A 12,406-nucleotide genomic window follows, 5' to 3' on the forward strand; every position below is an offset into this window, starting at 1 on the left:
GTCATCATCCCGCGCGACCCGCAGTCCGGCCAGCCGACCGGTCAGCGCGTGCACAAGCCGCTGATGATCACCAAGGTGTTCGACAAGTCCTCGCCGCTGATCTTCAACTCGCTGACCTCCGGTGAGCGCCTCTCCAAGTGCCGCCTGGAGTGGTACCGCACCAGCTCCACCGGCACCCAGGAGCACTACTTCACCATCGAGCTGGAAGACGCCGTGATCGTCGACGTGCAGTCGCGCATGCCGAACTGCCAGGACCCGAACATGGCTCACTTCACCCACCTGGAAGACGTCTACTTCACCTACCGCAAGATCGTCTGGACCCACGAAGTGTCCGGCACTTCCGGTTCGGATGACTGGCGTTCGCCGATCTCGGCCTAAGATAAGCCCCGCTCGGGCCGCGGCCTGAGCCCCCTCTCCCATTTATGGGAGAGGGCTGGGGAGAGGGACGCATTTTTGCCCCGCGCGTCACGGCAAAACCGCGGCACATCCCCGACAATGCCCTGGCTCGCAGGTACGCGAGCTGCCCCATCGGCCAGCGCGACTGGCCGATGCCCGTTCGGCAGAAGGAAACACGGATGTTCGCGCCCGCCAATCAGACCCATTTCAGCCTGAGCCTGCCTGCTGTCGACCACGACCTGCAGGTGCTCGAATTCACCGGCCATGAAGCGCTGAGCCAGCCCTTCGTGTTCGAGCTGACCCTGGTCAGCGAACGCCCCGATCTCGACCTCGACGCCCTGCTCGGCCAGACGGCATTTCTCGCTCTGGATGCCCAGGACAACGGCATCCACGCCCTGGTGCACAGCGCCGCGCAAGGCGACTCCGGCCAGCGTCTGACCCGCTACCACCTGACCCTGCGCCCGCAGCTGGCCTGGCTCGGTCACCGGGTGAACCAGCGCATCTTCCAGCACCTGACGGTGCCGGAGATTGTCGCGCAAGTCTTGAGTGAGCACGGCATCCTCGACGGCAGCGGCCAGCGCTTCCAGCTCGGCGCGATTTATCCCAAGCGCGACTACTGCGTGCAGTACGACGAGACGGACCTGCACTTCATCCAGCGCCTGTGCGAGGAAGAAGGCATCCACTATCACTTCCAGCACAGCCAGGAGGGCCATGTGCTGGTGTTCGGCGACGACCAGACCGGTTTTCCCAAGCTGGCCACGACCGCCTACCAGCAGGACAGCGGCCTGGTGGCGGACGAGCCAGTGATCAAGCGCTTCGCCCTGCGCCTGGCCACCCGCACCAGCCGCGTCACCCGCCGCGACTACGACTTCGAGAAGCCGCGCCTGCAGCTCGAAGCCGCCCACAAGGGCGACGCCAAGCCCGACCTGGAAGACTACGACTACCCCGGCCGCTTCACCGAGCGCGCGCGCGGCAAGCATCTGTCCCAACGCGCCCTGGAGCGCCACCGCAGCGACCATCAGCTGGCCGAGGGCGAGAGCGACCAGCCGCTGCTGCGCACCGGCCACTTCCTCAACCTCGGCGAGCATCCGCGCAGCGACTGGAACCAGCTGTGGCTGCTCAACGAAGTGCACCACGAAGGTAAACAACCGCAGGTGCTGGAAGAGTCCATCACCAGTTTTCTCGGTGGCCGCAAGGAAGAAGGCCAAGCCGACGACGGCTTCAACCAGGGCTACCGCAACCGCTTCAGTGCCACGCCCTGGGACATCCCCTACCGCCCGCCGCTAGACCACCCCAAGCCACGCATCCTCGGCAGCCAGAGCGCCGTGGTCACCGGGCCGAAGGGGGAAGAAATCCACTGCGATGAATATGGCCGCGTGAAAGTGCAGTTCCACTGGGACCGCGAGGGCCAGGCCGACGACAGCACCAGCTGCTGGCTGCGCGTCAGCTCCAGCTGGGCCGGCGACCGCTACGGCGGCATCGCCATCCCGCGCATCGGCATGGAAGTACTGGTCACCTTCCTCGAAGGCGACCCCGACCAACCGCTGGTCACCGGCTGCCTGTACCACGCCGAGCATGTGGTGCCCTACGACCTGCCGGCCAACAAGACCCGCACGGTATTCAAGACCCTCAGCTCACCCGGCGGAGGCGGCTACAACGAACTGCGCATCGAAGACCGCAAGGGCCAGGAACAGATCTACATCCACGCCCAGAAGGACTGGGACGAGAACGTCGTGCACGACCAGAAGATCCGCATCGGCCACGAACGCCACGACACTGTGGAGGCCAATAGCTATACCGAGCTCAAGGCCGAGGAACACCGCACCACCCACAAGGACCGCAAGACCGAAATCCGCGCCAACGACCACCTCACCGTGGCCAGCATCCAGCATGTGAAGCTGGGCAAGGGACAATTCGTCGAGGCGGGTAACGAGATCCACCTCTCCAGCGGCCTCAAGGTCGTCCTCGAAGCTGGCGCCGAACTCACCTTCAAGGCCGCCGGCAGCTTCATCAAACTGGACGCCAGCGGCGTCACCCTGGCCGGCCCGCAGATCAAGATCAACTCGGGCGGCGCACCAGGTAGCGGTACCGGTGCGGCCCCCATTTTACCGGGCAAGGTGAAGGCAGCGGATGCAGATGTGCCGGGCGCACTGCTTCGCCAACGGTTACGTGAAGAACTACCTATCGTCGAACTCTGCCAGAAGCCCAAAGGCGGCACACCGCAGCAGTGCCCTCTTACCGACTGCCCATGTCGCAATGCCATGAAGGCTGGAGGTAATGCCTGATGGGAGGCCATTGGCTATTGCTAGAACGAACGGAACAGCTGCTCATCCAGCTCTACCGCTTGGGCGAAGACCCCAATCCAATCCGTCTGTTCGACGACACCGAACTGGCGGATTGCGAGGAAGAAAGCCCGCTTCTAATCGACGCTAAAACCAACCCTTCCTTGCTATCAGCAATGCGCAGCCAACCTAATGATTGGCCTGGCCTGATACTAGAAAGCTTCGGAGAGCTGCCGGATCTGCTATCCCATCTGCGCCACATACTCTTCATCCGCTTCGAGGGTGAGCGCCGCGGTGTACTGCGTTACTCCAGGCCACGCACGGCCAGCTACTTCTTCCCGGCCTGCGATTTTAAAACTCTGGCGCTTTGGCTGGGCCCCATTCAAGCCGTTAACTGGTTCGGCGGCACTTGGCGCGACAGCGCCAGCGACCGCGAAGCCTGGCATCGCCTGGAGAACCATCAGGCAAGCCAATGGCACCCTGACAAGATGCCCCAAAATTTCGCCCTGGCCGCAGCACATGAGCAGGCCTTGCAACGCCAGCAGGGCGAGCATTTTCTCTACCAATGGTGGCAACAAAAGAACGGCACCGGATTTGAAACTGCCTGGCAATACCTGACGGAAGGCATGCAGGCAGGCTTCGTTTCCTCCGAGTCACTGAGCAGCTACCTCGGCCTGCGCAACGCCAACCCGCACATCCATCCACCAGCCTCTCTGCCTCACGGCAACGACAAGGAACGCCTGCAGATACTCGCCCAGTACATGGCCTCGAGTTCGCATGACAAGGAAGTCACCGCATGAGCAACAACGTATGCGCCCTGAGCAAAGGTGCCGCCTGTGAGGCCGGCAAGCTCATCGTCCAGGTAGTCGGCAAGAACCATCCAACTACCCAGAAGTTGGTCATCTACGACGAGGCCAACCAGGTCCAGCAGGAATGGCTGACCCAGCAGGACAAGCCCGAGATTCAGACCAGCGACAGCTTCAGCAGCGTGCTGCATGTCTGGGACTGGGAAAACCAGCCTAAGCGCAATCTCTGGCTGGAGATCGCCGTCAGCGAGGGCGGCCCCATTCGTCTGCCTTTGTTCGAAGGGCTGCAGGTCACCCCCCGACAGCCCGCACACCACATACAGTGGAACCAGATCGTACCCGTCGTGCCCATGACGGCCCTGCCTGGCAGCAAGAACCGCTATGACCTGGGCACGCCGGTCGGCCTGCGCAACGGCTATGTGTACGTTTTCTATCGCGGCAGGCTGTGGCGCGAGCTGGAAGTGCAGGTAACGGGTCAAAAAACCACCTTCCGCGACATTCACGTCGAGCACTATCGACAAGGCGAAGGCTTCAGGAAGGCCCCGCGCAAAGTCATCGGACAGCCTCTGGACGATATCTGGCTACCCGCACAGTGGAACAACACACAACGAGCCGAGCTGCAGCTGTGCTTTTCAGAAGTACAACTGAGTGCGGCTCGTCTCAAACGTCTGGAGCAGGACAAGGTCCTGCGCGGGCAGCGCTGTCAAAGCCCGGATCTGCGGGTCTCGCAGCATGGTCTCAAGCGCATGTTCGGCGGACAACCTGATGGCCAGGACATGCTAGAGGCCTTTGCCGCATTCGATGTGCGGGACTATGCCAACCAGAACGCAGTGGGCAAAGCACGAGCTGTGCGTCTTAATCTGGAGATCAACGCCTTTCCTGTGAACCTGGCTGCGCCGCAGCGCGCTCGTGAACCCGGATATGAGCGACTGCTGGATCACCCAGGCCGCTATATCTGCGACCTCAGCGGTCAATTCCCGATCAAGAGCCGCCAGGTCGCCCAGACGTATGTCGACAGCTGCGAAAGCGGTATTCCCCAGGAAGACACTCGCCTACTTGAACTTGAAGCGTGGAGTGGTTGCCTGACAACGCTTATAGCATCCAAGCAACCCGCCAGTAGTCAGAACAACGCGCCGGGTGAGTCTGCGCTTTGGGAAGCCCAAGCCGCTGCGACCGACATACTGAGCAGCGCACGCAGCCGCCAGCTCTGTAGTGTGCTATTGGATGACCACATGCATCGCATGCGCCACCTGCTTTCACGCATCAATGGCCTGCAGGATGCCCTGGCGCTCTGCGCGCAACGGGCCACCCTGCACAGCAATCATGGTAGTGCCTTGTTGCTGCAACAGTTGGTGGTGCCGAAGAGCCTGCAGGGGCAGCGCAACCCCTTGCACCAGGCTCTGGACAAGATCAACGAACAAGGCAAGCGAGATATCAACCGCTACACCGCGACCCCTGAGCGCATCATGCTCTGGCGCGAGCTGGCTTACATGCAGGACAACCTCAGCGACTACCTGGGCAAGAGCGAATACCAACAAACCCTGGCCGACCACCTGAGCCTGGATGGCTTCGACTACCTGGCGGCCTCCTTCGCCACAACCAGTCTGCTGGCCGCACTCGCCACCAGCCCCGCGCAAGTCGACCCACTGGCTGTTAACAGCGACCTGACCGATGCGCTCAAGGGCTATAGCCTCTACAGCCCGAAAGCCAGCCAGGGTCAGGTGTTCCTCAGCAAGTTGGCCAATGATCCCCAGCACCCGCTGTACGGCATGCTCTGGCCGAGCCTGGAGCTGAACACCCTATACGCCCCCTACCAAGCACCGGCAAAAAAGGAAGAAAACCTAGGCGACGGGCGATTCCGAGCAACGGAGTTGGCCCAGTTCGAAACTCAAGGTGCTCCGGCAGAAAAGCCCGGCGACACGCTGGACACCAGCATGCTGATCGGCCTGATGGCCGCCGGCAGTCTGAACAGCACCCTGACAGTGCAGCTCAAGGCGGGAGCAAGCACCCTGGTCAGTATTTATGAACGCTTGCAGGGTGCGATCGATACAGCTCAAGCAGCCGTGGACAATGCCAACACCGCATTAAGGCCTCTGCAGGCAGATGCCCAGGCCAGCGCCCGCACCCATGCCCAGACAGCTCAAGCCTATGAGCAGCAGCGCGCAGCGCTCGCCAACCAGGGCCGCCGCATCAACCTGACCCTGCATGGCCAGGGGCTTGGCCTGCTGCGCAGCACCATGCCGCAAACATTTGGCGGTGCCGTGTTTATTCGCCGTGGCCGCGTCAATGTGCGGGAACATTACGTGTTCGGCCTGGAAGACCTGCCGACTACCCCACCGGGACGTACCACGCGTTTCTATGGCGAGTTTCTGGATGCCGAGGGCAACCTGCTGGCCAGCACCAATGGTCGCCAGGCGGCCCGAGCCGGCCTGGATCAGACTAGCGACCATGTACTGGTGGCCGTACCGCGCAATAGCAGCACCGCCCGCATGATCAGCGCCCTGAATCAGCAGTTCAATCAGGCCGGCCAGGCGGCAGCCCAGGAGCAGGCCGCCCAAGCCCGGCTGGTACGCGCCGAAGGCGTTCTACAGGAAGCGGTCGATGATCTGAACACGCAAAATGGCTCCAAGACATATCGAGTGCTCAACTCCACGCCCTTTGCAGCTGGGGTACTGATGTTGGAGCTTTGGAATGTAAGGACAGAGTGGACAGGCAGAACACAGACATCCAATGAGAAAGGTGCAACAAGAGAGCATGCCGGGCTTATAGGGGCAGGTATTGACCTCGCAATTGCCATGGAAGCCCTGACCGTCAAATTCGTCAGCAATCAGTCCATTCTGGCTTCGGCGCGCAGGGTGTTGTTCACCGTGCCTGACGAAGCCGCCGGTCGTTTCTGGGGCTCGACTCTCGGCCCGAAATTCAACAAGCAATTTACTGGCCGCTTGATTGGTCAAACCTTCGCGGGCCTTATATTCCTCGGCCTTAACCTGTACGACGCGTGGTACGCCTGGCAATGGGGCGATCAGGCCATGTGGGGTTACCTGCTGATGGCCGGTGGCGGCGCCGTGGGGGTAGCTGCCGGGCTGTTTACCGCCACGCCAGTGCTGGGCCTTACGCCACTGGGCTGGGTAGCCCTGATCATGATCGTCGCGGGCGCCGGAGTAGCCTATTGGCTCACCAGCAGCCCGGTTGAGGACTGGATGGCCAATGGCCCCTTCGGCACCGGAGATAAGGTCGCCACCGCGCACTTGCGTGACCCGCAGGAGGCCTTCTACCGCCTGCTCGGCCTGTTTGCCGGCATCCGCATCGAGGTTGGCCCGAACCCCGACTACAACCCAAAGGCAAAGTTGGATGCCACCTCCGTTCTGCCGTACAGCATCCTCACGGCCACCACTCGGGTGCGTATCGAAAGCAACCTGCCGGGGCTGGTCGCGCAACTGGGTAGCCTCAACCTCAAGAGCGAAGTCCGCCTGCGCACCACCTTTTCGACCTCCAGCCACGGAGGCACGACAACAAGCTCACGTATCGGTGCTCCAGCGAAGCCGGTAGCCCAACGTCCGTGGCCCAACGCATTGGAGCTTTACTTCAATACGCCGGCGACGCAGCAAAGCACGGGGCTGGGTTACCTGCATCGCACCACCTACAGCTGGGCGGTCAAAGCACAGTTCCGCTTGACCGATGCGCAGAAGAAAACCTGGTACTTCCCGGCCCCATCACCCAAAACCCTGATGCTGACAAGCGAAGCACACAAACGACCCGACTTTAGTAACAACGGGCAACCCTTCTGGGCCAGCGAATAAGCTTTGGATACATGACACGTGACGCAAGACAACGCCTACTACGCCAGCACCGCCTATAACCCGGCGTGTATCCCCGACCAACCCGCCTCAGCCGAACGAGCCTGGTGGCGCAAGCTGGGCGGCAGCCGCTTGCCTTGGGGTAATACACAAAACGTGGCGCCGGAAAACATCATGACCGACCCAACCCCCAAGAGCATGCGTTTCTGGGAGGCGTTCGATAAGAAGCGGGAAGAAGAAAAGGCCCTGGGTACTTATAAGAAACGGCCCATGGAAGGTATCGACCTGCACGCCGTGTATGACCACGAACGTTATCGTTATGCTGTGCTATCCAAACGTTCGCATTTTTGGATGTATTTATGTGGGGGGGGGCGCTTCATATTTTTCTTGGTTACAACAATTCTATTGATCCTATTTTTACTTGAATTGCTTGATAGCAGGTACTCCACATCTTTAGAGATAGCAATCTCTTATGCCCCTACATTTTTAATTTTTTCTGGCTTGCCACTGGCCTGCTGGAGTATCGGCTCATTAGTTATCAACCACTTCCCCCGTCTATGGTTCAAACCTTCCCGCGGCCCTCTCTGGGAGCTTAATCGGCGCACCGGCCTAGTAACCCTGTTCGATTACAACAATAACGGCGAGTACAAGAGGAACGGCATCATTGGCGAGATCACCGCGCCCTTCCACGAGTTCGACGCCTACCTCGCCACCTCGCCAGATCGCCAGGGGCTGCCAATGAACTTTCTCTACCTGGCCCACCGCTACCGCGACATCACCATCAACTTCGCCTCCCTACTGGCACCGGATCGCCTCCCACAACCACCGCTCGCCCTGTGGGACTTCTTCCAGAACTACATGGACGCCAGCCGCCCGTTGCCGGAGTTGCCCTGCTTCGAGAAATACCGTCACCTCGACCCGGTATCTGCCGAGCACGACCGCCAGACAAACCGTAACCCTCGCTACTGGATCGACATGGACGATGAGACCTTCGCCGAAAAGCTCAGCGACATGGAAAACCGTATTCGGCTTATCGACACCATGCACCGCTCCAACCTGATGGCCCGGTATGTCGAGTATGTAGATTGATGGACACAGATGGGGCTAGCCCAGTATCGGCACCCGCATCTTCGGCAGCCGCCCGAGGTATGTCCTACCTGAGTCCGTAAGCAAAATTGATGGCTGGCAACTACAGCACTAGGAAAAACCAAGGAATGGTGATGCGACAGCATCGAGTTAGACTCTTCGCAAACAACGCCCACTTTACCGACGACAAGTTCGATCGTTTCGCTCCACTGGTTCGCCAGCCAAACACTCACAGAGGGAAAATCTTCAGCGCATGCGCCCTGGTCCCGTTTGGACTGTTCCTGATGAGTCTTCCAGCAGAGCAGGGCTGGTTAACTTGCCTCATGCTAATGACGACGCTGGTTCTTCCCTTCTCAACCTTATGGTGGCTTGAGCACGGTATACCACCGGACAAGGTCGAGGCCTATGCAGAGGCAGATGGACTTCTGCTGAAGTTCGAATGCGGTCACTTTCCAGAGCTGAGTACCGATATTCGGATTCCGTCTTGCGAAATAGAGTCGATCACTCTTGAGTCAAAGGCGGTCCGGGAAGGAGGATACGGAACGCACCGCTGGAGGCAATACCGCATCAAGACCTCTCGCTCAGATGAGTACCCGAACTTGCTAATCAATACCTTTCGCCCACTGCACTTAGCGATAGGCGATTTGCAGCGAATAACCACTCTGCTACCTCACCGAGTAGACATACAACTCATCAGCACTCAGAAAGAAATGGCCATATTCGATCCCCACTGGAAAAACGAATACTCACCGGAGAAACAAGAATCTAGATAGCTTTGGCCTGCCAGCAACTCCGAAAAAAACCAACGACTAGCACGAGCACTGTTACCCCTAACAGCGCGGCCCCGACAAACACCCCCTGATACCCCGCCACCTGAGCCAGTAATCCACTACAAGCCCCTACCAGCCCCGCCAATAAAAGCTGCGCACTCGCCTGCAGGGTGAAGTCGGCGCCTTCGTGTTCCGGACGGCACATACGCATCATCACGGCGAAGAGGGCGACGGTGGACATGCCGTCGGCGATCTGTTCGAACAACGCAATCGTGTAGACCAAGGCCGTATCGGCACCGCGCCCCACCAGTAGCGCCATACCAGCGATACCCAGTGCCTGCAGTGCGCCGAAGATCAGCAGCGAGCGCAGCGCGCCGATGCGGGCATAGAGCAATCCGCCGAGCAGCGCGCCGCCGATGCCGGCCAGGCTGCTGATCAGGGTCAGTTGGCCGAGCGCCGCGGTGCTCCAGCCCTGATCCACCAGCATTGGCTTGATCATCGGCGAACCCAGCGCATCGCCGAGTTTGAAGGTCAGCACCACCGCCAGCCAGGCGAACATACCGGGCTGAGCCAGCAGGCCCTGGTAATGGCGCCAGAGCAAACCGGGACCGGCGGGCTCAGCTTGCTCGATGTGCTGCGGCAACAAGCGTTTTTCCGGAAAGAGCAGAATTGGCAAGGTCAGCAGCACCAAGGCTCCCGCCAGCAGGCTGATGGACAGGTTCCAGCCCAGCCCGCCGATCACCAGCAGCAGACCGCTGCCGCTGGCCAGCATGCCGACCTTATAACCCCCTACCTGCAGGCTGTTGCCCAGGCCGCGCCAGCGTTCCGGCAGCAGGCGTACGGCCAGGCCGTCGGTGGCCACGTCCTGACTGGCGGCGGCGAGGTTGATCAGCAGCAAGGTGCCGAGCAGCAACCAGAACGCCGAGCCGAACAACGCCTGCGGCTCGATCAGCGCCAGCCCCGCCAGGCAGCCGATCACCAGGGCCTGCAGTGGCAGGATCCAACCCCGGTGATGACCGAGGCGGCGCGAGCCGATGCGGTCGATCCATGGCGCCCACAGCACCTTGAGCAGCCAGGGCAGCGCCAGCAACTTGAGCAACCCGATCAGCGCCAGGTCGACACCGCTCTGCCGCAACAGCACCGGCAACGAATGCGCCACCAGGCCGGAGGGCAACCCCTGGGCGCAATAGAGGGACGCGAGGAGCACCAGGGAGGTGTTGCTGGGGCGATCCGAAGCAGTCATGGGAGGCCTATCCGAAAGAAGTCGCCAAGAGTAGCGAAAGAGCCCAAAAAGGGGCTAGCAAGGCGCATTTCGGCGCCCGCGAAACCTTTAAAAATAGAATATAAACCTCTGAAAACATTCTTAGACTATCTAAGCAGCAAGCCTTATCTTCTCGCCCCTGTGCGGCTGCCTGCGGGCGCCCGATACCTCACCTGAGATTCGCACGCGTTTTAAGGATGCCCATGCCCTGGGATTCATTGCCCCTGCTATTCGTCGCCGCCCTGCTGCTGTGGGTGCTCTACGCCTTCATTCGTGAAAAGTGGAGCCCGGACGTGGTGGCAGCGATCGCCGTGGCGGCACTACTGATCAGTCAATTGCTGACCCCAGGGGAAGTCCTCAGCGTGCTGAGCAACTCGGCACCGGTGACCATTGCCTGCATGTTCGTGCTCTCCGCCGCCCTGGAGCGCACCGGCTGCATCGACGCCCTCGGCAACTGGCTAGGCGATCTGGTCGGCACCAGCCCGATTCGCGTACTCACCGGCCTGACCGTCACGGCGTTGGTGATCTCGGCCTTCCTCAACAACACCCCGGTGGTGGCCATCCTCACCCCGGTGGCGATCTCCCTGGCGCGCCGCGCCGGCACCCTGCCCTCCAAGCTGCTGATCCCGCTGTCCTATGCCACCATCCTCGGCGGCACCCTGACCATGATCGGCACCTCGACCAACATCCTGGTCGACGGCGTCGCGCGCAAGGCCGGCCTTGAACCCTTCGGCATGTTCGAAATCACCGGCGCAGGCCTGATCCTCGCGGCCGCTGGCATGCTCTATCTGCTGACGATTGGTCGCCATCTTTTGCCGGAGCGCGAAACCCTGTCCAAGCAGCTGCGCCCGGATCTGGGCCGCACCTTCATGAGCGAGCTGCTGGTACCCCACGATTCGCCGATGATCGGCAAGACCCTGTCCGAGGCCAACCTCAACGGTGGCAGCGGCATGCAGGTGCTGAAGATCTTCCGCGACCAGCTGGAGTTTACCGAGCCCAGCCACGACACGGTGCTGATGGCCGGCGACCAGCTGGTGATCCATGGCCAGGTGAAGGATGTGGTCGAGCTGCGTGGCAGCGGCCACCTGAGCTTCAGCCGTAGCGAAGCCTTCGAGACCATCAGCAACCATGACGTAGTGCTGGCCGAGGCCATCGTCGGGCGCAACTCGCGCTTCAGCAACCGACCGATGCGCGACCTCGACCTCACCGCGCGCTATGGCATCGCCGTCCTGGCCGTGCACCGCCAGGACGAGAACATCTCCGGCAACCTCGACGACTTCCACCTGCAGTTTGGCGACGTGATGCTGGTGGAGGGCACGCCGACGCAGATCAAACGCTTCGCCGACAACGGCGAGCTGATCAGCCTCAACACCGTGCAAGAGCGCTCGTACCGCCGCGACAAGGCGCCCATCGCAATCATCGCCACCCTGGCCGTGATGGTGCTGGCCGCCTTCGGCGTGATGCCGATCGAGGGCCTGGCCATCATCGGCGCCGTCACCGTCCTGGCCACCCGCTGCCTGGACGTCGAGGACGCCTACAAGGCGGTGGATTGGCGCGTGCTGGGGCTGATCTTCGGCATGCTGGCGATCAGCATCGCCATGGACAAGGTCGGCCTGGTCAAGCTGCTGGTGGAGAACGTCATGGGGCTGCTGCCCTGGGCCGGCCCGCTGTTGATGCTGAGCTTCATCTACCTGTTCACCTCGATCCTCACCGAGATGCTGTCGAACAACGCCGTGGCGGTGCTGGTCACCCCCATCGCGATTGGCGTGGCCCAACACCTGGGGGTCGACCCACGCGCCTTCGTGGTCGCGGTGATGTTCGCCGCCAGCGCCAGCTTCGCCACGCCGATCGGCTACCAAACCAACACCTTCGTCTACAACGCCGGCGGTTATCGGTTTGCCGACTTCTTCCGGGTTGGCGCGCCGCTCAACCTGATCCTCTGGGTCGTGGCGACGCTGGTAATCCCGCTGTTCTGGCCGCTGACACCGCTGTGAACCTTGATATGTCG

General features: G+C 61.2%; 8 protein-coding genes. 7 read left to right on the forward strand and 1 reads right to left on the reverse strand.

Going from position 1 to position 12,406, the window contains the following annotated elements; genetic code table 11:
• The 6 genes from ACF8C6_RS14600 to ACF8C6_RS14625 all read left to right on the forward strand — a co-directional run.
• Positions 1–378, forward strand: a 378-nt coding sequence (locus ACF8C6_RS14600; RefSeq protein WP_392499952.1) for an Hcp family type VI secretion system effector, incomplete at its 5' end; no start/stop codon positions are given.
• Between the two features lie 197 nt (positions 379–575).
• Entirely contained in the window at positions 576–2,681 is a 2,106-nt protein-coding gene (gene tssI / locus ACF8C6_RS14605; RefSeq protein ID WP_392499953.1) for a type VI secretion system tip protein TssI/VgrG, read from the forward strand.
• A complete protein-coding gene (locus ACF8C6_RS14610) occupies positions 2,681–3,478 on the forward strand; it encodes a DUF4123 domain-containing protein (RefSeq protein ID WP_392499954.1) in 798 nt (265 codons plus the stop codon). The genes tssI and ACF8C6_RS14610 overlap by 1 nt, the downstream gene beginning before the upstream one ends.
• Complete coding sequence (locus ACF8C6_RS14615) at positions 3,475–7,284, forward strand: toxin VasX (RefSeq protein ID WP_392499955.1); 3,810 nt, start codon at positions 3,475–3,477, stop codon at positions 7,282–7,284. Before ACF8C6_RS14610 ends, ACF8C6_RS14615 begins: the two co-directional genes overlap by 4 nt.
• 18 nt (positions 7,285–7,302) lie before the next feature.
• Complete coding sequence (locus ACF8C6_RS14620; RefSeq protein ID WP_392499956.1) at positions 7,303–8,370, forward strand: hypothetical protein; 1,068 nt, start codon at positions 7,303–7,305, stop codon at positions 8,368–8,370.
• Between the two features lie 89 nt (positions 8,371–8,459).
• A complete protein-coding gene (locus ACF8C6_RS14625) occupies positions 8,460–9,140 on the forward strand; it encodes a hypothetical protein (protein ID WP_392499957.1) in 681 nt (226 codons plus the stop codon).
• Here ACF8C6_RS14625 and ACF8C6_RS14630 read toward each other — a convergent pair.
• A complete protein-coding gene (locus ACF8C6_RS14630; RefSeq protein ID WP_392499958.1) occupies positions 9,133–10,380 on the reverse strand; it encodes an MFS transporter in 1,248 nt (415 codons plus the stop codon). The genes ACF8C6_RS14625 and ACF8C6_RS14630 overlap by 8 nt on opposite strands.
• Positions 10,381–10,601: 221 nt before the next feature.
• Here ACF8C6_RS14630 and ACF8C6_RS14635 point away from each other — a divergent pair, with 221 nt between their 5' ends.
• Positions 10,602–12,392, forward strand: a complete 1,791-nt coding sequence (locus ACF8C6_RS14635; protein WP_392499959.1) for an SLC13 family permease — start codon at positions 10,602–10,604, stop codon at positions 12,390–12,392.
• Positions 12,393–12,406: the final 14 nt, after the last annotated feature.

This window comes from Pseudomonas sp. zbq_18, from assembly GCF_043102245.1.
Classification (GTDB): Bacteria; Pseudomonadota; Gammaproteobacteria; order Pseudomonadales; family Pseudomonadaceae; genus Aquipseudomonas.